The sequence below is a fragment of the Streptomyces sp. NPDC059874 genome (assembly GCF_042731135.1).
In the GTDB taxonomy this organism is placed as follows: Bacteria; Actinomycetota; Actinomycetes; order Streptomycetales; family Streptomycetaceae; genus Streptomyces.
In genome coordinates this window covers 17,262-41,104 of sequence record NZ_JBHWJY010000046.1, presented here as the reverse complement: position 1 = coordinate 41,104, position 23,843 = coordinate 17,262, and the positions used below count along the sequence as shown (strand labels likewise).

The 23,843-nt window shown below is 71.1% G+C and carries 25 protein-coding genes; 16 read left to right on the top strand and 9 right to left on the bottom strand.

All coding sequences use genetic code 11. The features are described 5' to 3' along the window. Window positions 1–357: 357 nt before the first annotated feature. Complete coding sequence (locus ACFV9H_RS24950) at window positions 358–999, top strand: helix-turn-helix domain-containing protein (RefSeq protein ID WP_329384979.1); 642 nt, start codon at window positions 358–360, stop codon at window positions 997–999. A gap of 285 nt (window positions 1,000–1,284) precedes the next feature. Further along, complete coding sequence (locus tag ACFV9H_RS24945) at window positions 1,285–2,067, top strand: PDZ domain-containing protein (RefSeq protein ID WP_385402029.1); 783 nt, start codon at window positions 1,285–1,287, stop codon at window positions 2,065–2,067. Here the strand turns inward: ACFV9H_RS24945 and ACFV9H_RS24940 are convergent. From ACFV9H_RS24940 to ACFV9H_RS24925, 4 genes are all read right to left on the bottom strand, one after another. Continuing rightward, a complete protein-coding gene (locus ACFV9H_RS24940; RefSeq protein WP_385401980.1) occupies window positions 1,997–3,289 on the bottom strand; it encodes an MFS transporter in 1,293 nt (430 codons plus the stop codon). The genes ACFV9H_RS24945 and ACFV9H_RS24940 overlap by 71 nt on opposite strands. Continuing rightward, window positions 3,286–3,489, bottom strand: a complete 204-nt coding sequence (locus ACFV9H_RS24935; protein ID WP_385401978.1) for a hypothetical protein — start codon at window positions 3,487–3,489, stop codon at window positions 3,286–3,288. Before ACFV9H_RS24935 ends, ACFV9H_RS24940 begins: the two co-directional genes overlap by 4 nt. A 38-nt stretch (window positions 3,490–3,527) precedes the next feature. Continuing rightward, window positions 3,528–4,142 (bottom strand): ArsR/SmtB family transcription factor, encoded by a 615-nt coding sequence (locus tag ACFV9H_RS24930; RefSeq protein WP_385401976.1) that lies wholly within the window; start codon window positions 4,140–4,142, stop codon window positions 3,528–3,530. 76 nt (window positions 4,143–4,218) lie between these two features. Then, window positions 4,219–4,695: an Lrp/AsnC family transcriptional regulator gene (locus ACFV9H_RS24925; RefSeq protein WP_385402027.1), complete on the bottom strand. Its 477-nt coding sequence runs from the start codon at window positions 4,693–4,695 to the stop codon at window positions 4,219–4,221. Window positions 4,696–4,817: 122 nt separating this feature from the next. Between ACFV9H_RS24925 and hppD the strand changes: the two genes are divergently transcribed. Continuing rightward, window positions 4,818–5,963, top strand: a complete 1,146-nt coding sequence (gene hppD, locus ACFV9H_RS24920; protein WP_385401974.1) for a 4-hydroxyphenylpyruvate dioxygenase — start codon at window positions 4,818–4,820, stop codon at window positions 5,961–5,963. A 326-nt stretch (window positions 5,964–6,289) separates the two neighbouring features. Here the strand turns inward: hppD and ACFV9H_RS24915 are convergent, their stop codons facing one another. Further along, entirely contained in the window at window positions 6,290–7,798 is a 1,509-nt protein-coding gene (locus tag ACFV9H_RS24915; RefSeq protein ID WP_385401971.1) for a tetratricopeptide repeat protein, read from the bottom strand. Between the two features lie 96 nt (window positions 7,799–7,894). Between ACFV9H_RS24915 and ACFV9H_RS24910 the strand changes: the two genes are divergently transcribed. Further along, window positions 7,895–9,277 carry an FAD-binding oxidoreductase gene (locus ACFV9H_RS24910; protein ID WP_385401969.1) on the top strand — a complete coding sequence of 461 codons (1,383 nt, stop codon included), beginning with the start codon at window positions 7,895–7,897 and terminating at the stop codon, window positions 9,275–9,277. Between the two features lie 5 nt (window positions 9,278–9,282). Here the strand turns inward: ACFV9H_RS24910 and ACFV9H_RS24905 are convergent, their stop codons facing one another. Further along, window positions 9,283–9,765 (bottom strand): SsgA family sporulation/cell division regulator, encoded by a 483-nt coding sequence (locus ACFV9H_RS24905; protein WP_385401967.1) that lies wholly within the window; start codon window positions 9,763–9,765, stop codon window positions 9,283–9,285. 277 nt (window positions 9,766–10,042) lie between these two features. Here ACFV9H_RS24905 and ACFV9H_RS24900 point away from each other — a divergent pair, with 277 nt between their 5' ends. Then, a complete protein-coding gene (locus ACFV9H_RS24900) occupies window positions 10,043–11,548 on the top strand; it encodes an RDD family protein (RefSeq protein WP_385401965.1) in 1,506 nt (501 codons plus the stop codon). Between the two features lie 78 nt (window positions 11,549–11,626). After that, the gene (locus ACFV9H_RS24895; protein WP_385401963.1) at window positions 11,627–12,373 is read left to right on the top strand and encodes an RDD family protein; all 747 of its coding nucleotides are present in this window, start codon (window positions 11,627–11,629) and stop codon (window positions 12,371–12,373) included. Window positions 12,374–12,631: 258 nt separating this feature from the next. On the opposite strand, the gene ACFV9H_RS24890 is transcribed toward ACFV9H_RS24895, so the two are convergent. After that, window positions 12,632–12,889 (bottom strand): hypothetical protein, encoded by a 258-nt coding sequence (locus ACFV9H_RS24890; protein WP_385401960.1) that lies wholly within the window; start codon window positions 12,887–12,889, stop codon window positions 12,632–12,634. A 485-nt stretch (window positions 12,890–13,374) separates the two neighbouring features. On the opposite strand from ACFV9H_RS24890, the gene ACFV9H_RS24885 reads away from it, so the two are divergent. Together ACFV9H_RS24885 and ACFV9H_RS24880 are read left to right on the top strand one after the other, a co-directional pair. After that, window positions 13,375–15,729 carry an immune inhibitor A domain-containing protein gene (locus ACFV9H_RS24885; protein WP_385402024.1) on the top strand — a complete coding sequence of 785 codons (2,355 nt, stop codon included), beginning with the start codon at window positions 13,375–13,377 and terminating at the stop codon, window positions 15,727–15,729. A gap of 112 nt (window positions 15,730–15,841) precedes the next feature. Then, window positions 15,842–16,144 (top strand): hypothetical protein, encoded by a 303-nt coding sequence (locus ACFV9H_RS24880; protein ID WP_030825287.1) that lies wholly within the window; start codon window positions 15,842–15,844, stop codon window positions 16,142–16,144. Between the two features lie 7 nt (window positions 16,145–16,151). Here the strand turns inward: ACFV9H_RS24880 and ACFV9H_RS24875 are convergent, their stop codons facing one another. Next, window positions 16,152–16,757, bottom strand: coding sequence for an isochorismatase family protein (locus ACFV9H_RS24875; protein WP_385401958.1), 606 nt, complete (start codon window positions 16,755–16,757; stop codon window positions 16,152–16,154). Window positions 16,758–17,048: 291 nt separating this feature from the next. Next, on the bottom strand, window positions 17,049–18,377 hold the full coding sequence (locus ACFV9H_RS24870; protein WP_385401955.1) for a nicotinate phosphoribosyltransferase: 1,329 nt from the start codon (window positions 18,375–18,377) through the stop codon (window positions 17,049–17,051). Between the two features lie 80 nt (window positions 18,378–18,457). Here ACFV9H_RS24870 and clpS point away from each other — a divergent pair, with 80 nt between their 5' ends. The 8 genes from clpS (at window position 18,458) to ACFV9H_RS24830 (ending at window position 23,813) form a co-directional block, all read left to right on the top strand. Beyond that, window positions 18,458–18,772, top strand: coding sequence for an ATP-dependent Clp protease adapter ClpS (gene clpS / locus ACFV9H_RS24865; RefSeq protein WP_385401953.1), 315 nt, complete (start codon window positions 18,458–18,460; stop codon window positions 18,770–18,772). Continuing rightward, entirely contained in the window at window positions 18,772–19,377 is a 606-nt protein-coding gene (locus ACFV9H_RS24860; protein WP_385401951.1) for a DUF2017 domain-containing protein, read from the top strand. Before clpS ends, ACFV9H_RS24860 begins: the two co-directional genes overlap by 1 nt. Before the next feature lie 338 nt (window positions 19,378–19,715). Next, the gene (locus tag ACFV9H_RS24855) at window positions 19,716–21,155 is read left to right on the top strand and encodes an amino acid permease (RefSeq protein ID WP_385401949.1); all 1,440 of its coding nucleotides are present in this window, start codon (window positions 19,716–19,718) and stop codon (window positions 21,153–21,155) included. A gap of 110 nt (window positions 21,156–21,265) precedes the next feature. After that, on the top strand, window positions 21,266–21,688 hold the full coding sequence (locus ACFV9H_RS24850; RefSeq protein ID WP_385401947.1) for a Mov34/MPN/PAD-1 family protein: 423 nt from the start codon (window positions 21,266–21,268) through the stop codon (window positions 21,686–21,688). A 77-nt stretch (window positions 21,689–21,765) separates the two neighbouring features. Then, window positions 21,766–21,873: a putative leader peptide gene (locus tag ACFV9H_RS24845; protein ID WP_311736929.1), complete on the top strand. Its 108-nt coding sequence runs from the start codon at window positions 21,766–21,768 to the stop codon at window positions 21,871–21,873. Between the two features lie 101 nt (window positions 21,874–21,974). Continuing rightward, entirely contained in the window at window positions 21,975–22,253 is a 279-nt protein-coding gene (locus tag ACFV9H_RS24840; RefSeq protein ID WP_385401944.1) for a MoaD/ThiS family protein, read from the top strand. Beyond that, window positions 22,253–23,203 (top strand): PLP-dependent cysteine synthase family protein, encoded by a 951-nt coding sequence (locus ACFV9H_RS24835; RefSeq protein ID WP_376658534.1) that lies wholly within the window; start codon window positions 22,253–22,255, stop codon window positions 23,201–23,203. Before ACFV9H_RS24840 ends, ACFV9H_RS24835 begins: the two co-directional genes overlap by 1 nt. A gap of 172 nt (window positions 23,204–23,375) precedes the next feature. Next, window positions 23,376–23,813 carry a hypothetical protein gene (locus ACFV9H_RS24830; RefSeq protein WP_385401941.1) on the top strand — a complete coding sequence of 146 codons (438 nt, stop codon included), beginning with the start codon at window positions 23,376–23,378 and terminating at the stop codon, window positions 23,811–23,813. Window positions 23,814–23,843: the final 30 nt, after the last annotated feature.

Genomic DNA, 23,843 nt, shown 5'->3' with positions numbered 1-23,843 from the left:
AGTGACGCGGGGTCCGTTGCGGAGCGTCGCACGGGCCCCCGGCTTCGTCCAGGAACGGACCCGATCGCACTCGTGCGGTCCTACAGGCGGACCGGACCCGGCGGGCCTCCGAAAGGCCCCCGTCGGCCTTACGGAACCGGCATAAAGGGGTAGTAGGCGCCCGGATTCTGGACGAGGCCTTCCGCTGAGCGGACCTGCTCGCTACTGTCCCCGCATTGAACGCACCGTGGCAGCGCCGCCGCGGGAGCGCAGCCGGTGCAATGGCCGCTACCGGCGGCCTCTCCGTGCGTCGCCGCGGGACCGGCGACGTGCGTCACCCGAGAGTCACCGCCGCTCACCGAAAGAGGGAGAGGCGTCGTGACCGCGGAAACCTCCCAGACTCTCGACAGAGGGCTCAGAGTCCTCAAACTGCTCGCCGACACCGACCACGGTCTGACCGTCACCGAGCTCTCCAACCGCCTCGGTGTCAACCGCACCGTGGTCTACCGACTCCTCGCAACTCTGGAACAGCACGCCCTGGTCCGCCGTGACCTCGGCGGCCGGGCCCGCGTCGGGCTCGGGGTACTGCGCCTCGGGCGGCAGGTGCACCCGCTGGTGCGCGAAGCCGCGCTGCCCGCGCTGCGGTCCCTCGCCGAGGACATCGGGGCCACCGCGCACCTGACCCTCGTCGACGGCTCCGAGGCGCTCGCCGTCGCCGTGGTGGAACCGACCTGGACGGACTACCACGTGGCCTACCGGCCCGGCTTCCGCCACCCGCTGGACCGCGGGGCCGCCGGGCGGGCCATTCTGGCGGCCCGTCAGGGCTCGCTGATCGAGCCGGGGTACACGCTGACCCACGGCGAGCTCGAAGCGGGCGCCAGTGGCGCTGCCGCGCCGCTGGTGGGGATCACCGGGCTGGAGGGCAGCGTCGGCGTCGTCATGCTGGCCGACGCGGTGCCGGAGCGGGTGGGGCCGCGGGTGGTCGACGCGGCGCGGGAAGTCGCCGACGCCCTTCGCTAGGCCGCCGGTCCCGTGCCGGGTGCCGGTGTGTGTGCCGGTGCGGCGCCGTTGCCGGGGGCTCTGCCCCCGGGCCCCCGCGCCTCAAACGCCGGCGGGGCTGAGGTTGCCCCTGGCTGGGCTGAGGTTGCCCTCGGCGGCGCTGAGATTGCCCCGGCGGGGCTGAGGTTGCCCCGGCGGGCTGGTACTGCCGGGGCTGGGGTTGTCCCTGTGGGGCGGAGGGCTGCGGCAGGGGTTGCCGGGCGTCGGGGTGCGGGCGGCTAGATTGGGCGGGTGCTCTCTCGTCTCATGCGTCTGTCGCGTCCCGCCGCACTGGCCGTCTGTGCCGTGCCCGTGGTCGGGCTGTTCGCCGTCGCGGCCCTCGCGCCCCTGCCGTTCGTGATCGCCCAGCCCGGGCTCACGGCCGACGTGCTGGGTGAGCGGGACGGCAAGGCCGTCATCTCCGTCTCCGGCGCCCCGACCCGGGATACCAAGGGCCAGCTCCGGATGACCACCATCCAGGCCACCGGCCCCTCCACGACCGTGAACCTGCCCGACCTCGTCGGCGACTGGTTCGACACCACCCGGGCGGTCATGCCCAGGGAGGCCGTCTACTCCTCGGGCGGAACCGACAAGGAGATCGAAGAGCACAATCTGGAGGAAATGGCCAAGTCCCAGTCGGCCGCCACCGACGCCGCCCTCGGTTTCCTCCACAAGGACCCCAAGGACGTGAAGGTCGAGCTCAACCTCGCCGACGTCGGCGGTCCCAGCGCCGGGCTGCTCTTCTCCCTCGGCATCGTCGACAAGCTCGACGGCGACGGCAGCGGCGGCGATCTCACCGGTGGGCAGACCATCGCCGGTACCGGGACCATCACCGCCGCCGGAGAGGTCGGTGCGGTCGGGGGAGTGGCGCTGAAGACCCAGGCCGCGCGGCGCGACGGGGCGACCGTGTTCCTCGTACCGAAGGCGGAGTGCTCGGACGCGCTCTCCGAACTCCCCGAGGGGCTGCGGCTGGTCCCCGTCACTTCGCTGACGGATGCGGTGAACGCCCTTCGCGGGTTGGGTCGGGGAGAGGACGTTCCGTCCTGCTGAGCCCGCCGGCGTTCATGGCGCGCCATGCCGGGAAGACCAGCGGGGCGAGCGTCGTCAGCAGATAGGTGCCGCCGAACAGGAGCAGTGCCTGCGCCGCCCCGAAGCCGTCGACCAGCAGACCGGCGGCGAGACCGCCCACCGGCATGGTGAGTTCGCAGCCCGCCGTGGTCACCCCGGAGACGCGGCTGCGCAGCTGATCCGGCACCCGCTCGTACATCACCGTGGACAGGATCGGGTTGAGCATGCCCGCCCCCAGTCCGGCCAGGGCCATCGTCACCGCGAGCGGGAGCGTGGTGTCGGTGAACGCGGCCACCACGTAGCGGGTGGCCCCGGAGGCCAGGAAGGCCGCCGCGAAGACGGCCCTGCGGGGGAAGCGTTCGCCCCAGGCCCCGTAGAGCAGGGCGCCGAGGAGCGCGGAGCCGCCGAACAGGGAGACCAGCAGGCCCATGGCGGTGGCCCCGCCGAGGGCGTCCTGCGCGTGCACGGGCAGCAGCACGGAGGACCAGCCCTGGTCGAGGCCGTTGGTCATCATCACCATCACGGTGATGCCCATGAGCAGGCGCGAACGGGTCAGGAAGATCCAGCCCTCGACGAGTTCGGTGCGGTAGACCGCGAAGGACACCTTTCCGGCGGCCCGTTGGGGTTCTGCGGCCGGGACCCCGCGAAGGAAGGCGGAGACCAGCAGCGCCGACGCCCCGAAGGTCGCCGCGTCCAACAGCAGTACGGTCTCGGCGCCGAAGGCCGCGATCAGTACGCCGGCCAGCGCGGCCCCGATCATCCGCGCTCCGCGCGAGACCGCGTCGTAGAGGCTCGCGGCGCGGGCGACGGTGGTGCCGGCGTGCTCGGCGAGGTCGGGCAGGAGTACGTGGCGGGCGGTCAGGCCCGGGGTGTGCACGAGGCCGCCGAGGGCCATCAGCGCGCACAGCATCCAGAACTCCAGCAGGCCCGCGTAGTGCAGGAGCGGGATCGCGCCGACCGCCAGCCCGCAGATCAGGTCGGAGAGGGCGGAGACCCGGCGGCGGCCGATCCGGTCGATGACCGGTCCGCCGACCAGGGCCGCCACGATGATGGGCAGGGTGGCGCAGAAGGCGACGACCCCGGCCCGGCCGGCGCTGCCCGTGGTCTGCAGCACGAACCACGGGACGCCGATCAGGGTGAGCGAACTCCCGGCTATGGAGATCGTGTTGGCGGCCAGGATCGCGGTGAACGGCCGCCTGCTCATGCCGCGAGATCGTGCTGGACGCGGCTGTGGATGCGCTCCGGGCGCATCAGGCCGATCCCGACGGCGATCAAGGCCTCGCCGAGCCGGTCGCGCAGAGCGGGGGCGCCGTCCACCGAGGCGCCGAGGCGCCAGGCGGCGGCCTGGGCGGCCAGTTCGGCGGTGCGGGTGGCGTGGTCGGCGGCGTGGGTGAAGGCGTGCATGGTGGTACTCCTTCTGGGAAACGAGGGTGGCGCGGTGGCTAGTTGCCGCTGCGACGGGGGAAGGCGTGCGTGTGGATGCGGACCGTCTCCATGCCTTCCGCCGGGGGTAGGTCGCGGTAGCTGTTGACCAACTCGTTCATCTTTCGGCTCAGTTCATAGGTCTGTTCGGGCGTCAGGTGCAGCGTGAAGTCGCTGAGCTCCGCAGCGCGGCGCCACTCCCTGGACCAGGTGTGGGCGTCGCCGAGCCAGGTGCTCAGCTCCTGCGTGTGGAACGTCGCGATCTCGTGCAGGAAGGTCTCGGCGGCGCCGCGCGTCTCCGGGTCGCCGTCGTACATCAGCGACTCGTCGAACTGGGTGCCGTCGTGGGCGGCCCGCCACCAGCGCTCCCGGCCCTTGCCGTGCTCGGGCGCGTCCTCGACGAACCCGTGCGCCGCGAGCTGCCGCAGGTGATAGCTGGTGGCGCCGCTGGACTCCCCGAGTCGTTCGGCCAGTTGGGAGGCGGTGGCGGGGCCGTCGTGGCGTAGGGCGGCGAGCATGCGCATGCGCAGGGGGTGGGCGAGGCCGCGCAATGAACGGGCGTCGAGGGTACGGACCTTGGGCTCGACGGGCTGAGCGGGCTCGTTGGGCTTCTGGGGCTCGGGCTTCTCGGGCATGGCTCAACAGTAGAGTTGCAAAGACTCCTATGCAAGGGTTTCTTTGCAACGTCTTCTTTGGAACTCGGGCCGGAGGTCAGCGGTCGTCGTCCTCCGCCGCCTGTTCGACCAGCGGGATGATCCGCAGCGGCACCGGGTTCTCCATCACGATCGCCGTCGAGGCCCGGACGATCCCCTCGAAGGCGACGACCCGGTCGATCACCCGCTGGAGATCGGCGTTGGACCGGGCCACGAGCCGGCACAGCATGTCCCCGTGCCCCGTGGTGGTGTGCAGCTCCAGTACTTCCGGCACCCCGGCCAGGTGGGCCCGTACGTCTGCCCCCTGGCCCTGCTTGATCTCCAGGGTGGCGAAGGCGGTCACCGGATACCCCAGCGCGGCCGGATCGACCTGCGGGCCGAACCCGCGGATGACCCCGTTCGACTGGAGCCGGTCGAGACGGGCCTGCACCGTCCCGCGGGCCACGCCCAGACGGCGTGAAGCCTCCAGAACACCGATCCTGGGCTCGCGGGCCAGCAGGACGATGAGACGGCCGTCGAGTTCGTCGATGCCCACGGGTGCCTCCGGGGTGGTCATAGTGCACAGATGTCTCAGCCATCCTCCGCCTGGGCTGGGCAGTATGTACAGCAGAAATGGAAACTATTGCGCAGCTTGTGGATCGGCGGGACTCTGCGCTCATGACTGAGACCATCGAAACCACCCCCCACACCGCGCGTGAGGCAGATCCCTTCCCGGTGAAGGGCATGGACGCGGTCGTCTTCGCCGTCGGCAACGCCAAGCAGGCCGCGCACTTCTACTCGACCGCCTTCGGCATGAAGCTCGTGGCGTACTCCGGACCGGAGAACGGCGTCCGGGAGACGGCCAGCTACGTCCTGACCAACGGCGCCGCGCGCTTCGTCCTGACGTCGGTCATCAAGGCGACGACGGACCACGGCCGCTTCCTCGAAGAGCACGTCACCGCCCACGGTGACGGCGTCATCGACCTCGCCATCGAGGTCCCGGACGTGCGGGCGGCGTACGCGTACGCCGTCGAGCACGGCGCGCGCGGCCTGGACGAGCCGTACGAGGTCAAGGACGAGCACGGCACGGTGACGCTGGCCGCCATCGCCACGTACGGCCAGACCCGCCACACGCTCGTGCAGCGCGGCGACTACACCGGCGTCTACCTGCCGGGCTTCGTCGCCGTCGACCCGATGGTCGAGCCGCCGGCCAAGCGCACCTTCCAGGCCATCGACCACTGCGTGGGCAACGTCGAGCTCGGCCGCATGAACGAGTGGGTCGCCTTCTACAACAAGGTCATGGGCTTCACGAACATGAAGGAGTTCGTGGGCGACGACATCGCGACCGAGTACTCGGCGCTGATGTCGAAGGTCGTCGCGGACGGCACCCTGAAGGTGAAGTTCCCGATCAACGAGCCGGCGATCGCGAAGAAGAAGTCGCAGATCGACGAGTACCTGGAGTTCTACGGCGGCGCCGGCGTCCAGCACATCGCGCTGGCCACCAACGACATCGTGGCGACCGTGCGGTCGATGCGGGCGGCGGGCGTCTCGTTCCTGGACACGCCGGACTCGTACTACGACACGCTGGGCGAGTGGGCAGGCGAGACGCGGGTTCCCGTGGAGACCCTGCGCGAGCTGAAGATCCTCGTCGACCGTGACGAGGACGGCTACCTGCTGCAAATCTTCACCAAGCCGGTGCAGGACCGGCCGACGGTCTTCTTCGAGATGATCGAGCGGCACGGGTCGATGGGCTTCGGCAAGGGCAACTTCAAGGCGCTGTTCGAGGCGATCGAGCGGGAGCAGGCCAAGCGGGGCAACCTTTAGGTTGCGCTGCCCGGACCCCTTGGCCGCCGCCGGTCGGCTGCCGCCGGGGGGTCCGCCCGTGCGCATGCGCGCAGCCGCCGGGGCTCGGCCCGTGCGCATGCGCGCCGCCGCTGCCGGGGCTCCGCCCCAGACCCCGCGCCTCAAACGCCGGCGGGGCTGGATGTGCCGCTGCGCGGCATCCTGGGCTCCGCCCGGACCCAGAGGCCGGGCGAAATCCAGCCCCGCCGGCGTTTGAGGCGCGGGGTACGGGGCGGAGCCCCGGAGCTTTGAGCCGGACATCCGCCCGCAGGGGTCGCGGCCCCGGGAGGGGAGGGGCCGCGGCTCCGTCAGCGGGCGGACGGGGACGGCTTCGGCTTCGCCACCGGCTTTGCCACCGGCTTCGGCTTCGGGAGGTCCGGGGCCACCCAGGGCGTGGTCGGGAGGAGGTTCTCCGGGCCCCCCGCCGGCGGCGCGGCGATCGCCGCCAGGGCCTCCTTCGCCAGCGGGCTCCGCAAAGGGGAGAAGCTCGGGTTGGTGCGGAGGGCTTCCTGGAGGTGGCGCCGCGTCGCCGCCTCGTCGCCGACGCCGCGCTCGATCATCGCCCGGTGGTACGAGAACTCCGCGCTCCGCAGCCCCGTCTCCGTCGCCTTCTTCGCGTACTCCAGCGCCGCCACGTCCTCGCCCGCCCGGTGCAGCGCCCACCCGAGCGCGTCCGCGACCTGCACGCTCTTGTGCCGCGACCACTCCTCCGAGAGCCGCCGCACCGCCGCGGCCGGATCGCCGTGGTCCGCCTCGTGCAGCCCCAGCACCACGTCGTCGTCGACCCCGTTCGTGCCGTCCCGGGCCGCCAGCCCGGTCAGCATGTCGTACGCCTCCCGCGCCTCCTCTGCGCGCCCCAGCGATTCCAGCAGCTCGCCCAGTTCCCTCGCCACCTGCGGAACCGGGGCCCGCCCCAGCGCCAGCCGGTAGTCCCGGACCGCCTCACCGCCACGGCCCAGCGCGGCCAGCGCGCGGGCCCGGCCGCCCAGGGCCTGCGCCTGGGCGGGGTCGGCCCGCAGGGCGCCCTCGTAGTAGCCCAGAGCCTCCTCCGTCTCGCCCCGCTCCCAGGACAGCTCCCCGAGCCGGAACAGCGCGTACGCCTTCTCCGCCGGGGTCTTCGCATCGCCCGCCGCCTGCTCCATGGCCACCGCCGCGTCCTCGCGCCAGCCGCGGTCCCGGTACACCTGCGAGGCCCGCACGTACGCCGCCAGACCCGGCCGCAGCTCCAGCAGCCGCTCCATCGCCCTCTGCGCGCCCTTGTAGTCGCCGAGCCCCGAGTACGCGTCCACGAGCACCGGGTACGCCGTCCACTGCTTCGGCGCCTGCGCCCGTACGAGCTCGCCCCACTTCTTCCCGGTCCCGAAGTCCCGGCGGGCGTTGGCCAGCGTGCCCATGCCCGTCATCGCGTCGAAGTTGCCCTTGTCGGCCGGGCGGAGCTCCAGAGACCGCTTCAGCGCCTTCTCCGCCTTCGGGTACCAACCCGAGTCGGCCGTGCGCCGCGCATGCTCCAGGTAGGCCGCACCCAGCACCGCCCACGAGGCCTCGTCGTCCGCGTGCTTGGCCAGCCACTTCTCCCGGTCCGCGACCAGCGCCGTCAGGTCCACCGCGGCCACGGGCGCGCCCATGCCGACGGCCGACGCGGCCCGGTCGCTCGGCCCCGGCGGGCGGGCGTCGTCACCTGCCCGGGCCGGCCTGATCAGCAGGGCCCCGGCGATCAGGACCACCGCGACCGCGGCCGCCACGAGCGTCTTGCGACCCGTGAAGGTCACGGGCGGCGCCGGCTGCTGTGCTTCCTCGACGATGTCCATACGCTCCATGGAGTCACTGTGCGTCAATATGAAGAGCTCGCCGGGGTCTCCGAAGGGGGTTGCGGGCGTGTTCACACAATTGGCCCCGGCTGCCACTCTGGTCACATGGACGACGATCTCTCCGCACGCCTGCGCGCGAGCCTGCTGGACGGACTCCCTGCCGAGGCGCTGCTCACCGACCCCCAGGTGACCGCCTCCTACGCCACCGACATGGCCAGTTTCTGCGCCGCGGGCACCCCCGCCGTGGTCGTCCTGCCCCGGACCGTGGAACAGGTCCAGCACGTCATGCGCACCGCCACCGCCCTACGGATCCCCGTCGTCCCGCAGGGCGCCCGTACGGGCCTCTCGGGCGCCGCGAACGCCTCCGACGGCTGCATCGTGCTGTCCCTGGTCAAGATGGACCGCATCCTGGAGATCAGCCCCGTCGACCGCATCGCCGTGGTCGAACCCGGCGTCGTCAACGCGGTCCTCTCCCGCGCGGTCGCCGAACAGGGCCTGTACTACCCGCCGGACCCCTCCAGTTGGGAACAGTGCACCATCGGCGGCAACATCGGCACCGCGTCCGGCGGCCTGTGCTGCGTCAAGTACGGCGTCACCGCCGAGTACGTGCTCGGCCTCGACGTCGTCCTCGCCGACGGCCGCCTCCTGCGCACCGGCCGCCGCACCGCCAAGGGCGTCGCCGGATACGACCTCACCCGCCTCTTCGTCGGCTCCGAGGGCAGCCTCGGCATCGTCGTCCGAGCCGTGCTCGCCCTGCGGCCCGCGCCGCCGCGGCAGCTCGCGCTGGCCGCCGAGTTCCCCTCCGTGGCGGCCGCCTGCGAGGCCGTCTGCGCCGTCATGGAGGCCGGACTGACCCCCTCCCTCCTCGAACTGATGGACCGTACGACCGTCCACGCCGTCAACGCGCTCGGCAAGATGGGCCTGCCCGAGGCCACCGAGGCCCTGCTGCTCGCCGCCTTCGACACCCCGCACGCCCCCGAGGACCTCGCGGCGGTCGGAGAGCTCTGTACGGCCGCCGGGGCCACCGCCGTCGTCCCCGCCGAGGACGAGGCGGAGTCCGAACTGCTCCTCCAGGCACGCCGGATGGCCTTCCCCGGGCTGGAGGCGCTGAGGCCCGCCACGATGATCGACGACGTGTGCGTACCGCGCTCGCGGCTCGCCGAGATGCTGGACGGGACGGCCGCCATCGCCGCCGCGCACGATCTGCTCATCGGGGTCTGCGCACACGCGGGTGACGGCAACACCCACCCGATCGTCTGCTTCGACCCCGCCGACGAGGACGAGACCCGCCGGGCCCGCGAGTCCTTCGGCGCGATCATGGCGCTGGGCCTCGCGCTGGGCGGAACCATCACCGGCGAGCACGGGGTCGGAGTCCTGAAGAAGGAGTGGCTGGCCCGCGAGCTCGGACCCGTCGGCCTGGAAATGCAGCGGGCGGTCAAGCAGGCCTTCGACCCACTGAACCTTCTCAACCCCGGCAAGCTCTTCTGACGGCATCACAGGTCCCCGTCCGCGGACTCGTCCGAGGGCCAGGGGTCGCGCAGCCACAGCTCGTCCGCCGGGGTCGGGGCGAGCAGCTCGGCCAGGGCGTCGTCCAGGCCCAGCCGCTCGGCCTCGGTACCGGGCGGGACGACGCGCAGGGTGCGCTCCAGCCATGCCGAGACGGACACGGCCGGAGCCTCCAGCAGCGCGTCCCCGTCGGGTGAGCTGAGCGCCATGCACAGCACCGCCTTCTCCTCCACCTTCGTGGGCCAGATCCGCACGTCGCCGTGGCCGCACGGCCGGAACACCCCTTCGACCAGCAGCTCACGGGCGAAGGTCCAGTTGACGGGGGTGCTGGAGCCGGTGTGGAAGGTGATGTGCACGGCGTACGGGTCGTCCGTGAGGTAGAGGAGCCGCGCGGGGACGGGGATGCTGCGCTCGGGGGACAGGACCAGCTTGAGTTCCAGCTCGCGCTCGATGACGGGGTGGTGGTGCATGAGGGCCTCACTTCGCGGTGTCGCTGTGAGGCCGGGATCTGGCCCCACACCCGCAGAGAGCGCCGATGTGCCCGGGTATGACGCGACTTCCGTCAGCGATCCGCAGATTGGCCGGATTCTGTCGACTGACCGAAACTCGCATTCGCCCGAAGGTTTGGATTCTCCCGTTACCACCCATGCCGCACAGGGGTTCTTGGCTATGGTCCTCCCTTGCGCAAGCCTCAAGCCACGATCGGAGTTGGGGACATTGACGGCCTCCCCTGGTGACGGAGAGCACGTGGCCCGCGAGGGCTACTACCCCGATCCGTCCATCCCCGGGTTCGTCCGGTACTGGAACGGCCTGTCCTGGGTGCCGGGTACGAGCCGACCCGCCGCGGCGGTTCCGGCCGCGCGCTCCGAGGAGACGGGGCCGGTGTTCCTGGACGAGCCCGCGGTGTGGCATGCCGATCCCGCACACCAGGCCGGCTTCGGCGGCCCGCGCGACAACCGGGTCTCATGGGGCAATCCCGACCGACCCGGCATCTCCCTGGCCCGCCCCCCGGAACCCCGCCAACCCGGGGACTCCGCGGAGGACCGGTTCCGCCCCTCCGACCCCTCGGCCGGCTCCGCCGAAGACGGCTCTCGCCGGGCCCGGGAGGACGCCGGGGCACCCCCGCAAGGCGCCGCCCACCCCTCCGCCCCCTCGGCCGGCTCCGCCTCCGACCTGTTCCGACGGGGTCGGGTGGGTGCCGGGGCTTCCCCGCAGGGCGCCGAACACGATCAACCTCGGCCCTCCGACCCCTCGCCACGTTCGGCGCCCGAGGAGACGCCCCGGCGCGCGCCCGGCCCCGGCGAAACCCCTCCGACCCCGGCCCCGCGGCACGCCCAGGCGGCCCCGGCCCCGGCCGCGCCGGCCCCCGCGTGGCCCGATACCACCGGGCCCGCCGTGTCCGGGCTCACGGCCTCCTGGCCCGAGGCGGAACCCCGCCCGGCCCCGGCCCCGGCCCCGGAGCCCCGCCGGGAGCCTCGCCCGGAGCCCGGCCCGGCCAGGGAGTTCCGGCCGGAGCCCCGGCCCGCCCCGGCCCAGGAGCCCCGCCGGGAGGCCCCCGGCAGTGCCGAGCGGCGGCAGCCCCCGGTGGACCGGGACGCCGCCCGCCCCGAGGTGTGGCCGCCCCGCGCCGGCGGAGCCCGCCCGGTGCTCCCGCGGACCGCGCAGGACGCCCCGGCCCGGGAGCCCCGCGGGGCGCGGCCGCCGGCCCCCCGTACCCCCGCCGCGCAGCCGAAGGCGAACACCGCCGACACCGCGCGGGCCGTCTTCGAGCGGATGGCCGAACGGGCCGTGCGGCCCGCGGGGGCCGCCCGGCGGGTCACGGCCCGCGCGCTGGACTCCCTCGTGTACGCGGCCGTCGCGGCGGCGGCCGCCCTGCCCCTGGTCCCCGGGGTCACCGCCCACGTGCAGGCGAAGGTCGACGCCGCCCGGGCGGGCGGCCGCCCCACCACCGTCTGGCTCCTCGACGCCACCGTCGCCGGCCAACTGGGCCTGGTCCTCGGGGCCGTCCTCCTCTTCGGGATCCTCTACGAGGTGCTGCCCACGGCCCGCTGGGGCCGCACGCCGGGCAAGAAGCTCCTCGGCGTCAGGGTGCTGGCCGTCGCCACCCTGCGCCCGCCCCGCTTCGGCGCCGCCCTGCGCCGCTGGTTGGTGTACGCCTTCCTCGGTCTCCCCGGCAGCCTCTGGTGCCTCGTGGACCGGCCGCGCCGCCAGGCCTGGCACGACAAGGCGGCGAAGACGTACGTGTCGCGCTGAGTCGGGCCGCGCACGGCCCGTCGCCCGAATGGACGCGGTCCCGTTGCGGGGGCGGCGGAGCCGGGTTCGACTCGGGCCATGAGTACCGACCAGCCGCCGCCGGGCGAACGGCCCGAGGACGACCCGTTCCTCAAGAAGCCCCAGGAACCGACGCCTCCGTCGGGCGGTTCGCCGTACGACCGGCCGCCCTCCGAGGGCGGCGGGTATCCCCCACCCCCGCCCCCCGGAGGTCCGGGCGCGGGCGGCGGCGCCGGCGGGGGATACCCGCCCCCGCCGCCCCCGTACGGCGGTGATCCGTACGGCGGGGCCGGCGGCTACGGCATGCCCGATCCGCTCGCCGGGATGCCCCCGCTCGCCGACTTCGGCAAGAGGCTCGCCGCGCGCGTCATCGACCTGCTGATCGTCGCCATCCCGCTGTTCCTCATCCAACTGGCCGTCGGCGACCGCAACCGCTACACGGTCGAGACGAACAAGGGCGAGGACGTCACCGAGATCATCACGAAGTCCTACAGCGGCAGCGGCCTGCTGATGACCCTGATCTCGATCGTCGCCTACGTCGGCTACGACTGGTGGTTCACCCAGAAGACCGGCCAGACCCTCGGCAAGAAGGCGATGGGCATGCGCGTCGCGATGCTCAACGACGGCAGCGTCCCGCAGTCCGGCGCGTCCCTGTCCCGCGCCGCGGTGCTCTGGCTGCCGACGCTGATCTGCTGCTTCTGCCTGTGGCCGCTCGCGCTGATCGTGTCGATCCTCGTCGACAAGCCGTACAAGCAGGGCCTGCACGACAAGGTCGGCAAGACCGTGGTGGTCCAGGCCAGCACCTAGTGCTGTGACCGGAAAGGTTCACCGGGTCACGGCGCTCGGCACGGCACCTCGCCGCGTTGTCGGACCGCGCAAGTACGTCCGGTACGAGCCGCGGCCCTCCGCCTTGCGATGCACCGCACCGAACACCGCGCCCCGGCAAACCTTTCCGGCCACAGCACTAGCCGCAGACATACGCACGCAACGCACGCAACGCGCGCACGCATCACGCCGCGGGCGGTCTTCCCTCCGGGGAGGCCGCCCGCTCCGCGTTGTGCGGCCTCAGTGGTGTACGGGCTCTTCGGTGACGGCCGCGGTGACAACAGGGGCCGCGGCCGGGCCCGTACGGGCGGCATGGCGGCCGCGCCGCTTCGGGGCGGGCACCGTGACGGCGACGAGCAGGCCGAGGGCGAGGGCGGCCGCGGCGATGACCGCGACTCCGAGCCCCGTACTCGTCTGCGAGAGCAGCAGCATGGCGATCGTCGACACGATGACGGTGGCGGACCCGTAGGCGAGCTGTGCGGCAGTCGGACGCGGCATGGCGATATCCGTCCTCAGGGAGGGGAGGGGGAGTCGGCTCAACTAGGTCGCGCGTCAAGTGACTCTACGACGGGAGATGCCCGAGCGGAACCGCCAGTAAGCGTGACCTAACCCACGGTGCCGGAGCACAGGGGGGCGCACGAGGGTCATTTTTCTCACCACATCCCCGGCCCGCGCGGCCCGTCGAGTCCGAAACAGACCCAAATGCGTGGCCTGGAAGCGCCGTTCGCCCCGTATGGCAGCGGAACGTCCGGATACCGGAACCGGCTGACCGCATAGTGCAGTTGTAAGGAACAAGTCAAGGTCTGTCTTTTCTTTGAACTCTCCGGTCAAATGTCGTCACTTGAGACGCGCGCCGCGCGGAACCCCCCTGCTCCGATGGAGACGTTCCGACCGTCCATGCGGCCGCGGGAGGGGAACGACATCAAGTGACCAGCAACTCCGCCAAGAGGCGTGCCGTGCGCGCCGCGGCCGTCGCCGTGACCATGGCTGCTTGTGCGACAAGCGCCACCTTCTTCACCGTTACCGCGGCCCAGGCCGAAACCCAGGCCCCCGCGGCCCCGGCGGCCGACCGTCAGGACCCGACGGCGCCCTCCAAGGTCGTCGAGCACGACCTGAAGGGCCCGTTCAGCGAGCAGCAGGCGCAGCAGCGCAAGGCCGCCCTGGACCAGGTCCTCTCGGGCAAGAAGAACGTCGAGCAGCGTGGCGCCTCCAAGGTCGTCAAGCTCGACGACAAGAAGTACGTCGAGCTCGGCCGCGAGAAGACCGACAAGATCTTCACGATCCTCGTCGAGTTCGGCGACCAGGTCGACAACACCACCATGTTCGACCCGGACGGTCCCGGCCCCAAGCCGGCCGTTCCGAAGTACGGCGGCACCCCCGGTCCGCTGCACAACACGATCGCCCAGCCCGACCGTGCCGACAACAACAGCACGGCCTGGCGCAAGGACTTCAGCCGCGAGTACTTCCAGGACCTGTACTTCGCCACGGGTCAGGGCAAGGACTCGCTGAAGACCTACTACGAGAAGACCTCCTCGGGCCGTTACTCGGTCGAGGGCGAGGTCGCCGACTGGGTCAAGGTCCCGTACAACGAGGCCCGTTACGGCTCGAACTACTGCGGCCAGAGCAACTGCTCCAACGTGTGGGACACCGTCAAGGACGGCGTCGCCGCGTGGGTGGCGGCCCAGAAGAAGGCGGGCAAGACCGACGCCCAGATCAAGGCGCAGCTGGCCCAGTACGACCTGTGGGACCGCTACGACTTCGACGGCGACGGCAACTTCAACGAGCCCGACGGCTACATCGACCACTTCCAGATCGTCCACGCGGGCGAGGACGAGTCGGCCGGCGGCGGCGTGCAGGGCAAGGACGCCCTGTGGGCGCACCGCTGGTACGCCTACGGCACCGCGGCGGGCAAGACCGGTCCGGAGAACAACAAGGCCGGCGGCACCCAGATCGGCGACTCCGGCATCTGGGTCGGCGACTACACGATGCAGCCCGAGAACGGCGGCCTCGGCGTCTTCGCGCACGAGTACGGCCACGACCTCGGCCTGCCCGACCTCTACGACACCTCCGGTGGCGGCGAGAACTCGGTCGGCTTCTGGTCCCTGATGTCGGCCGGCTCCTGGCTCGGCACCGGCAAGGACTCCATAGGCGACCTCCCGGGCGACATGACCGCCTGGGACAAGCTCCAGCTGGGCTGGCTGAACTACGACAAGGCCAAGGCCGCGACGAAGTCCACCCACAAGCTGGGCGTCTCGGAGTACAACACCAAGGACAAGCAGGCGCTGGTCGTCGAGCTGCCGAAGAAGCAGGTCAAGACCGACGTCGTCGCCCCCGCCGAAGGCGCCACCCAGTGGTGGAGCAACATGGGTGACGACCTCAAGAACACCCTCACCCGGTCGGTCGACCTGACGGGCAAGAAGTCCGCCGCGCTGTCCCTCAAGGGCTGGTGGGACATCGAGGCCGACTACGACTACCTCTACACCGAGGTGTCCACCGACGGCGGCGCCACCTGGACCGCCCTCGCGGGTACCGCCGACGGCACGGCCCTTCCGGCCGACGCCTCCGGCAGCCCGTCGCTGACCGGTGTCTCGGGTGCCTGGAAGAACCTGAACTTCCCGCTCGACGCCTACGCGGGCAAGAAGGTCGACCTCCGCTTCCGCTACCAGACGGACGGCGGCGCGGGCGGCAAGGGCTTCACCGCCGACGCCGTCACCCTCACCGCGGACGGCGCCGCGCTGTTCACCGACGGCGCCGAGAACGGCGACAACGGCTGGACCGGCAAGGGCTTCTCGCGCATCGGCTCCGGCTTCACCAAGGAGTACGCGCAGTACTACCTGGCCGAGAACCGCCGCTACGTCTCGTACGACAAGACCCTCCAGGTCGGCCCGTACAACTTCGGCTTCGCCAACACCCGTCCGAACTGGGTCGAGCACTACGCCTACCAGGACGGCCTCCTGATCTGGCAGTGGGACACCTCCCAGAAGGACAACAACACCAGCCAGCACCCGGGCCAGGGTCTGATCCTTCCGATCGACGCCAACGCGAAGCCCATGAAGTGGGCGGACGGCACCCTGCTGCGCAACAAGATCCAGCCGTACGACGCTGCCTTCAGCGCCTACAAGACGGACGCGATCACGCTGCACAAGAACGGCGAGGAGCTCTTCCTCAAGCCGAAGGCCGCCCAGCTGGTCTTCGATGACCACAAGGGCAAGTACTGGTACGACGAGAACCCGACCGGCTCGGTGAAGGTCACTGACACCAACACCAAGATCAAGATTCTCAAGGAGACCTACGACGGTCAGGTCATGACCATCGAGGTCGGGCCCTCCTCGAAGTAATTCGGTAAAACCGCAGGTCAAAGCATGATCGACCGTCGCCCTCTAGCGGGCGGCGGCCGATCGCGTTTAGATGCGCGGTACGAGTTTCTTATTGACGGGGGAGATGACAGCCGTGCCCGGTGGAGGTTTCGTCAGATTGCCAGGCGGCAGCGTGGTGGTCGCGCTCACGCTGCCCAGGCCATCCGGTGAGGGTGGAAATGTCCGCGTTCTCGTCCACGCCGCGAACCGAGCCCGCGCCCTGACCAGGCTGCGGAACCTCGGCATGCGGGCGGTGTACCTGCGGGGCAACGCGCAGCCGCCGACGCCGGACGAGGTCACGGCCGTCCTGCACCACCCGGACGGCCTCCTGTGGCGCGGCGCCCCCGACCGCGCCCAGGAGCTCTGGCACCCCATCCGGGCCCTCCTGGGGACCTAGGCACCGCCTAGGCGGTGCCCTGGGAGGCCTTCCCGCCCACCAGGGCCACTCCGGCCGCCCGGAGCTCCTCCAGCGCCTTCTCGGCGGTGTGGGGGGCCACGGCGGCCGTCAGGTCCAGCAGGACGCGGGTGGCGAAACCGGCGCGGGCGGCGTCGAGGGCGGTGGCCTTCACGCAGTGGTCGGTGGCGATCCCGACCACGTCCACCTCGGTGACGTGCCGCGCGCGCAGCCACTCGGCGAGCGTGGCCCCGTTCTCGTCGGCACCCTCGAAACCGCTGTACGCGGCCTCGAACGCGCCCTTGTCGAACACGGCGGCCACGGCCCCCGACGCGACGGCGGGGGCGAAGTTCGGGTGGAAGCCCACGCCCTCCGTCCCGGCGACGCAGTGCACGGGCCACGAGGTCTCGTAGTCCGGCTCCGCCGGCGGGTGCGCGAAGTGCGACCCGGGGTCGACGTGGTGGTCCCGGGTGGCGACGACGTGCCGGTAGGCGGGGGTGGCCTGACCGATGTACTCGGTGACGGCGGCGGCCACGTCGGCTCCGCCGGCGACCGCGAGGCTGCCGCCTTCGCAGAAGTCGTTCTGTACGTCGACGACGATCAGTGCGCGGTGCATGTACGGTGCCCTTCGCTTTGGCGGTGTGGATGGTGCGGGCCGGCTGCGGGTGCGCTGCGGCGGTGCGGGCCACGTGCTGGGGGCTCTGCCCCCGGACCCCCGCGCCTCAAACGCCGGCGAGGCCGGGGGTGTGCCGCCGGGAGGCGACCCGCCCCTCGGGGCCCAGCGCCAGTCCAGCCCCTCCGGCGTTTGAGGAGCGGGGTCTGGGGCGGAGCCCCAGCGGCCCGGCCGCAGCCCCCGCCGGGCCCCGCGCAGCCGCTGGATGGACGGGATTCGGGTCAGCGCCGCAGGCTACTGGTACTCCGTGGGGAGCACGGCCTCGCCGCGGGAGAGCTGGGTCGCCGAGAGGGGGAGCCCCGCTCGCGCGGCACGGTGGCGGTCCCGCGCGGCCTCCAGCGGCTCGCGGGCGATGACCTCGCCGGACTTGACCAGCTGGGTCAGCAGCTGGTGGTCGGCCAGGGCCGTCGGGACCGGCCCGGTCCCGACGACCTCCGCCTCGGCGACGCCCTCCGCGTCCACCCGCCGCGCCGCCCACTTGCGGCCCCCGATGGACGTCTTCCCGCCCGTGGACTTCTTCGCCACCGGCGCCAGCGCCGCCTTGGGGTCCGCCGAGACGGCCCGCGCCACCAGCTTGTAGACCATCGAGCACGTCGGGTGCCCGCTGCCCGTCACCAGCTGGGTGCCCACCCCGTACGCGTCCACCGGCGCCGCCGCCAGTGAGGCGATGGCGTACTCGTCCAGGTCCGAGGTGACCACGATCTTCGTGGAGGTCGCCCCCAACTCGTCCAGCTGCTGCCGCACCCGGTGCGCCACCAGCAGCAGGTCGCCGGAGTCGATCCGGACCGCGCCGAGATCGGTGCCCGCCACTTCGACGGCCGTACGGACCGCCTCGGCCACGTCGTAGGTGTCCACCAGCAGGGTGGTGCCCCGGCCCAGCGAGGCCACCTGGGCGGTGAAGGCGTCCCGCTCGCTGTCGTGCACCAGCGTGAAGGCGTGCGCGCTCGTGCCGACCGTCGGGATGCCGTACCGGAAGCCGGCCGCCAGGTCCGACGTGGAGGTGAAGCCGCCCACGTACGCGGCCCGCGAAGCGGCGACCGCCGCCAGCTCGTGGGTGCGCCGCGCGCCCATCTCGATCAGCGGCCGTTCGCCGGCCGCCGAGGACATCCGGGAGGCGGCCGCCGCGATGGCCGAGTCGTGGTTCAGGATCGAAAGGATCACCGTCTCCAGCAGCACGCACTCGGCGAAGCTGCCCTCGACACGCAGGATCGGGGAGCCGGGGAAGTAGACCTCCCCCTCCGGATAGCCCCAGATGTCGCCCGAGAAGCGGTACGAGGCCAGCCAGTCCAGGGTCCGCATGTCGACGACGGCCCGCTCGCGCAGGAACTCCAGCACGGCGCCGTCGAAGCGGAAGTTCTCCACCGCGTCGAGCACCCGCCCGGTGCCCGCGACCACGCCGTAGCGCCGTCCCTCGGGCAGCCGCCGGGTGAAGACCTCGAAGACCGAGCGGCGGTCGGCGGTGCCGTTCGCCAGGGCGGCCTGCAGCATCGTGAGCTCGTAATGGTCCGTGAAGAGCGCTGTCGACGGCACGTCCACCGGCAGGCCCAGGTCCGCAGGGTTCATGACACGGATGCTAGCGCACATTTCGTCAGAGTGACGAGATGTAGGGCCCGTTTGTGCGACGGACCCGTCACGGTGGCAGCATGGGACAAGTGAGTGTTGCTCCCATTGAGATCGAACGCACCGAGTCGGCCGAAGAGACCTTCGCGGTCCCGGAACCCGACGTCCCCTGGGTGACCCTGGTGCACAACGACCCGGTCAACCTCATGAGCTACGTGGCGTACGTGTTCCAGGCGTACTTCGGCTATTCGAAGGACGTGGCGCACAAGCTGATGCTCGACGTCCATCACAAGGGACGGGCGGTCGTGTCCAGCGGCACCCGCGAGGAAATGGAGCGCGACGTGCAGGCCATGCACGGCTACGGCCTGTGGGCGACCCTCTCGCAGGACCGCGTCTGATGGGCGGCGGAACCTTCGAGGAGCTGAAGGGCGGCGGCGCCGCCATCGCGCTCGACGAGATCGAGATCTCCATCCTGCGCTCCCTGGCAGTCCAGCTGCTGGAGCTCATCGGCCCCGGCGAGCCCGAGCCCGCCGAGGACGCCGACCCGCTGGCCGCGCTGTTCGCCGAAGGGCCATCCGAGCCCCCGTCCGACCCGGCGCTGGCCCGGCTCTTCCCCGACGCCTACGGGTCCCCGGACGGCACGGGCGACGAGGGCGTGGACCAGGCCGAGCTGACGGCCCGGTCGGCGGAGTTCCGCCGGTTCACCGAGAACGACCTGCGCACCCGCAAGCGCGAGGACGCGCTGGCCGTCGTACGCAGCCTGGACGGACTCACCCCGGGCGGCGACGGGGCGGCGGTGCTGGAGCTGACCGGCGAGCTGCCGCTGCGCTGGCTCGGCGCGCTCAACGACCTGCGCCTGACCATCGCGGCCCGCCTCGACATCACGGAGGACGACGAGAGCGCGATGCTCTTCCGGCTGCCGGACGACGATCCGCGCAAGCCGATGGTGATGGCGTACCTCTGGTTGGGCGGCCTCCAGGAGACCCTGATCGAAACCCTCTGAGGAGGAACCGAGGACCCTCAGGGGAGCCTCAAAACACAGCGGCGTTCGCTCAGCGGACGCTCAAATCCGGATAACGATCAGATCACCGCACCGCGGTGATCTGACGCGTTTCTGGACCTCTGTCCCGAATTTCCCGTGCCATGCGTCACATTTTCCGCCCTCGGTCGCCCGTAATGGCGTGATAAATCTTCACGACCGCCGGGACGCCACCCCTGTTCCGCGGCCCGCTTGAACCGGCTGACCGCCGGCGTGCAACTCCATCCGTATCCGGGGGGATCGAGGACCCGATCCGCAGCCATCGAAGGCGCGGGTCGGCGTGGAGAAAGGCGCACCAAGACATGACCTCTGTGCAGGTCGAGCAGTACGACAAGACGCCCGGCGAGGGCGCACCGGCCGAGGGTGGCGAGGGTTACCACCGTGCACTCGGCGCCCGCCAGATCCAGATGATCGCGATCGGCGGAGCCATCGGCACCGGCCTCTTCCTGGGCGCCGGCAAGGCCATCTCCAAGGCCGGACCGAGCCTGATCCTGGCCTACGCCATCGCCGGCCTGGTCATCTTCTTCATCATGCGGGCCCTGGGCGAGCTGCTCATGTACCGCCCCGTCTCCGGCTCCTTCTCGGACTACGCCCGCGAGTTCCTGGGTCCGTTCTGGGGATACGTCACCGGCTGGACGTACTGGCTCTTCTGGGTGGTCACCGGCATCACCGAGGTCACCGCCGCCGCGCAGTACATGTCGTACTGGACCCACGACAGCTTCCCGCAGTGGGCGTACGCGCTGATCTTCACCGTCATCCTCTACGGCGCCAACCTGATCTCCGTGAAGCTCTTCGGTGAGCTGGAGTTCTGGTTCTCCATGGTCAAGGTCACCGCCATCGTCGGCATGATCCTGATCTGCGCCGGCATCCTCACCATCGGCTTCTCCGACGCCGCGGACACCGCCACCGTCACCAACCTGTGGAACGACGGCGGCTTCTTCCCCAAGGGCATCGGCGGCACGCTGATGACCCTGCAGATCGTCATGTTCGCCTTCCTCGCGGTCGAGCTTGTCGGCGTCACCGCCGGCGAGTCCAAGGACCCCGAGAAGACCCTGCCCAAGGCCATCAACACCGTGCCGTGGCGCATCGCCGTCTTCTACGTCGGCGCACTGATCATGATCCTGTCGGTCGTCCCGTGGCACGAGTTCCAGCCGGGCGTCAGCCCCTTCGTCGCCGCCTTCGAGAAGATGGGCCTCGGCGTCGGCGCCGCGATCGTCAACTTCGTCGTCCTGACCGCGGCCCTGTCCTCCTGCAACTCGGGCATGTACTCCACCGGCCGCATGCTGCGCGACCTCGCGCTCAACGGCCAGGGCCCGAAGCTCTTCACCCGGCTCACCAAGAGCGGCACCCCGCTCATCGGCACCACCTTCTCCGCCGGACTGATGCTGGTGGGCGTCTGGATCAACTACGTCGCCCCAGGCAAGGCCTTCGACTACGTCGTCTCCTTCGCCACCATCTCCGGCATGTGGGCCTGGATCATGATCCTGGTCTGCCAGATCCGCTACCGCGCCAAGTCCGACCGAGGCGAGCTCCCCGCCTCCCCGTTCCGGGCGCCCGGAGCCCCGTACACGAGCTGGTTCGCCCTGCTCTTCATCCTCATGGTCATCGTGATGATGGGCATGGACAAGGACTCCCGGGTCTCGCTCTACTGCGCCCCGCTGTGGGGCCTGATCCTGGGCGTCTCCTACCTGGCCCTGAAGTCCCGCGACCCGCGCGGCGCGGCCTTCACCAAGGCCTCGTAACGACGCCTCAGCCTGGCCGGAGCGGCCTCGTAGAGGCACTCTGTCCAGCATCCGGGCCCTTCCGTACCACCCCTCGGTACGGAAGGGCCCGTCTGCTTATCCTGTCGCTCATGCTGACCCTCACCCAGGCCCTGTACGACCAGATCGTCGAGCACGCCCGCCAGGACCACCCCGACGAGGCGTGCGGCGTCGTGGCCGGACCGGCGGGCACCGACCGACCCGAGCGGTTCATCCCGATGCTCAACGCCGCCCGGTCGCCCACGTTCTACGAGTTCGACTCGAAGGACCTGCTGAAGCTCTACCGCGAGCTCGACGACCGCGACGAAGAGCCGGTGATCGTCTACCACTCGCACACCGCGACCGAGGCCTACCCCTCGCGCACGGACGTCACGTACGCCAACGAGCCCGGCGCGCACTACGTCCTCGTCTCGACGGCGGACAAGGACGGCCTCGGCGAGTTCCAGTTCCGCTCGTACCGGATCGTCGACGGCGTGATCACGGAGGAAGAAGTGCAGGTCGTGGCGGGCTACTGACCATCATGTGAGCAGTTCACGTCCACGATGCGGAATCACACTCCAAACCGGGGACCGGGAATCGTTAACATGACCGCATGGTTTCCCACGACGTGAGCATCGAGACGCCCGGCAGGCTGCTGCTCGTGGCGCGGTTGCACGTCGACCTGTGCCGCCTCGCCAGCGCCATCTGTCCTGCTGCCTGAGCACCAGAGCCCTCTCGCGCGGGGGCAGCAAGAACACGCGCCTCCACGTTCTTACACACGCTTACGCCCTCTTATGCCCGTTCACGACACTGGAGCCTGCCATGGCCATCGAGGTCCGCATCCCCACCATCCTCCGCACCTACACCGACGGCGAGAAGGCCGTGAACGGTGAGGGCGCCACGCTCGCCGAGCTCTTCGCCGACCTGGAGAGCCGCCACAAGGGCATCGAGGAGCGCATCGTCGACGGCGGTCAGCTGCGCCGCTTCGTGAACGTCTACCTCAACGACGAGGACGTCCGCTTCCTCGACGGCATCTCCACCGCGCTCAAGGACGGCGACAACGTCACCATCCTCCCGGCCGTGGCCGGCGGCGCTGTCTGATGCGTTACGACTCCCCCCTGGCCGCGGTCGGCAACACGCCGCTGGTCCGGCTGCCCCGGCTGTCGCCGTCCGAGGACGTCCGCATCTGGGCCAAGCTGGAGGACCGCAACCCGACCGGCTCGATCAAGGACCGCCCCGCGCTCCACATGGTCGAGCAGGCCGAGAAGTCCGGCCGCCTGTACCCCGGCTGCACCATCCTGGAGCCGACCTCGGGCAACACCGGCATCTCCCTGGCGATGGCGGCCAAGCTCAAGGGCTACCGCATCGTGTGCGTGATGCCGGAGAACACCTCGCAGGAACGCCGGGACCTGCTGGCCATGTGGGGAGCCGAGATCATCTCATCGCCCGCGGCGGGCGGCTCGAACACCGCGGTGCGGGTGGCCAAGGAACTGGCGGCCGAGCACCCGGACTGGGTGATGCTCTACCAGTACGGCAACCCGGACAACGCGGGCGCGCACTACGCCACCACGGGCCCGGAGATCCTCGCCGACCTGCCCTCGATCACCCACTTCGTGGCGGGCCTGGGCACGACGGGCACCCTGATGGGCGTCGGCCGCTACCTGCGCGAGCACGTCGAAGGCGTCAAGATCGTCGCGGCGGAACCCCGCTACGACGACCTCGTCTACGGCCTGCGCAACCTCGACGAGGGCTTCGTACCGGAGCTCTACGACGCCTCGGTCCTCACCACGCGGTTCTCGGTCGGCTCGGCGGACGCGGTGACCCGCACGCGCGAGCTGCTCCAGCTGGAGGGCATCTTCGCGGGCGTCTCCACCGGGGCCGCGCTGCACGCCGCGATCGGGGTCGGCCGCAAGGCGGTGGCCGCCGGCGAATCGGCCGACATCGTGTTCGTCGTGGCCGACGGCGGCTGGAAGTACCTCTCGACCGGCGTCTACACCGCGGCGACGACCGAGGAAGCCATCGAGGTCCTCCAGGGCCAGCTCTGGGCGTAGCCACGCCCCCTCCTTCCGCCTTCCACGGCACTCGCGCCCGCTTCCCCACGGGGAGGCGGGCCGCTGCGTTCCGGGGCGGATTCACCCGAACGGCCCTCGGGAGTCGCCGGAACGGCGGCACCGGTCGACGCTGAACGTGCCCAGCCGACCCCAGAGAGAGGGTGGTGGCACGATGACGACCACTCCCAGCCCCGCAGCCCCCGGCACCCCCAACGCCCCGCCCCCGCCCCCGTCGCCCTGGGCGGCGAGCGGCGCGATGTTCGCCGCCGTCATGATGATGATCACCGGCATCTTCGCGATCTTCGAAGGCATCGCCGCGCTCGCCAAGGACGACGTCATCTGGCGGGTCCGCGACTACACCTTCAAGTTCGACCTGACCGCCTGGGGATGGATCCACCTGATCCTCGGCATCGTCGTCCTGATCGTCGGCATCGCGATCCTCATGGGCACGACATGGGGCCGGGCCCTCGGCGTCGCCCTGACCGGCCTGATGATCATCCTCCACTTCCTGTGGCTGCCCTACCAGCCGTTCTGGTCCCTGATCGCCATCGCGATCGGCGTGTGGGTGATCTGGGCCCTGTGCGTCGACCGCAGCCCCCGCGCCTTCTGACCCCCAAGGCCCCGCGCGGGCCGGGAAGCC

What these genes read in the sequence shown, in the direction of transcription:
- ACFV9H_RS24895 (WP_385401963.1), top strand. Translation starts at nt 11,627, where the DNA reads ATGAGTACCGACCAGCCGCCGCCGGGCGAACGGCCCGAGGACGACCCG.
- ACFV9H_RS24945 (WP_385402029.1), top strand. Translation starts at nt 1,285, where the DNA reads ATGCGTCTGTCGCGTCCCGCCGCACTGGCCGTCTGTGCCGTGCCCGTG.
- ACFV9H_RS24845 (WP_311736929.1), top strand. Translation starts at nt 21,766, where the DNA reads ATGGTTTCCCACGACGTGAGCATCGAGACGCCCGGCAGGCTGCTGCTC.
- ACFV9H_RS24915 (WP_385401971.1), bottom strand. Translation starts at nt 7,798, where the DNA reads ATGGAGCGTATGGACATCGTCGAGGAAGCACAGCAGCCGGCGCCGCCC.
- ACFV9H_RS24875 (WP_385401958.1), bottom strand. Translation starts at nt 16,757, where the DNA reads ATGCACCGCGCACTGATCGTCGTCGACGTACAGAACGACTTCTGCGAA.
- ACFV9H_RS24870 (WP_385401955.1), bottom strand. Translation starts at nt 18,377, where the DNA reads ATGAACCCTGCGGACCTGGGCCTGCCGGTGGACGTGCCGTCGACAGCG.
- ACFV9H_RS24830 (WP_385401941.1), top strand. Translation starts at nt 23,376, where the DNA reads ATGACGACCACTCCCAGCCCCGCAGCCCCCGGCACCCCCAACGCCCCG.
- ACFV9H_RS24890 (WP_385401960.1), bottom strand. Translation starts at nt 12,889, where the DNA reads ATGCCGCGTCCGACTGCCGCACAGCTCGCCTACGGGTCCGCCACCGTC.
- ACFV9H_RS24940 (WP_385401980.1), bottom strand. Translation starts at nt 3,289, where the DNA reads ATGAGCAGGCGGCCGTTCACCGCGATCCTGGCCGCCAACACGATCTCC.
- ACFV9H_RS24850 (WP_385401947.1), top strand. Translation starts at nt 21,266, where the DNA reads ATGCTGACCCTCACCCAGGCCCTGTACGACCAGATCGTCGAGCACGCC.
- ACFV9H_RS24835 (WP_376658534.1), top strand. Translation starts at nt 22,253, where the DNA reads ATGCGTTACGACTCCCCCCTGGCCGCGGTCGGCAACACGCCGCTGGTC.
- ACFV9H_RS24930 (WP_385401976.1), bottom strand. Translation starts at nt 4,142, where the DNA reads ATGCCCGAGAAGCCCGAGCCCCAGAAGCCCAACGAGCCCGCTCAGCCC.
- ACFV9H_RS24935 (WP_385401978.1), bottom strand. Translation starts at nt 3,489, where the DNA reads ATGCACGCCTTCACCCACGCCGCCGACCACGCCACCCGCACCGCCGAA.
- ACFV9H_RS24905 (WP_385401967.1), bottom strand. Translation starts at nt 9,765, where the DNA reads ATGCACCACCACCCCGTCATCGAGCGCGAGCTGGAACTCAAGCTGGTC.
- ACFV9H_RS24860 (WP_385401951.1), top strand. Translation starts at nt 18,772, where the DNA reads ATGGGCGGCGGAACCTTCGAGGAGCTGAAGGGCGGCGGCGCCGCCATC.
- hppD (WP_385401974.1), top strand. Translation starts at nt 4,818, where the DNA reads ATGACTGAGACCATCGAAACCACCCCCCACACCGCGCGTGAGGCAGAT.
- clpS (WP_385401953.1), top strand. Translation starts at nt 18,458, where the DNA reads ATGGGACAAGTGAGTGTTGCTCCCATTGAGATCGAACGCACCGAGTCG.
- ACFV9H_RS24840 (WP_385401944.1), top strand. Translation starts at nt 21,975, where the DNA reads ATGGCCATCGAGGTCCGCATCCCCACCATCCTCCGCACCTACACCGAC.
- ACFV9H_RS24885 (WP_385402024.1), top strand. Translation starts at nt 13,375, where the DNA reads ATGGCTGCTTGTGCGACAAGCGCCACCTTCTTCACCGTTACCGCGGCC.
- ACFV9H_RS24855 (WP_385401949.1), top strand. Translation starts at nt 19,716, where the DNA reads ATGACCTCTGTGCAGGTCGAGCAGTACGACAAGACGCCCGGCGAGGGC.
- ACFV9H_RS24910 (WP_385401969.1), top strand. Translation starts at nt 7,895, where the DNA reads ATGGACGACGATCTCTCCGCACGCCTGCGCGCGAGCCTGCTGGACGGA.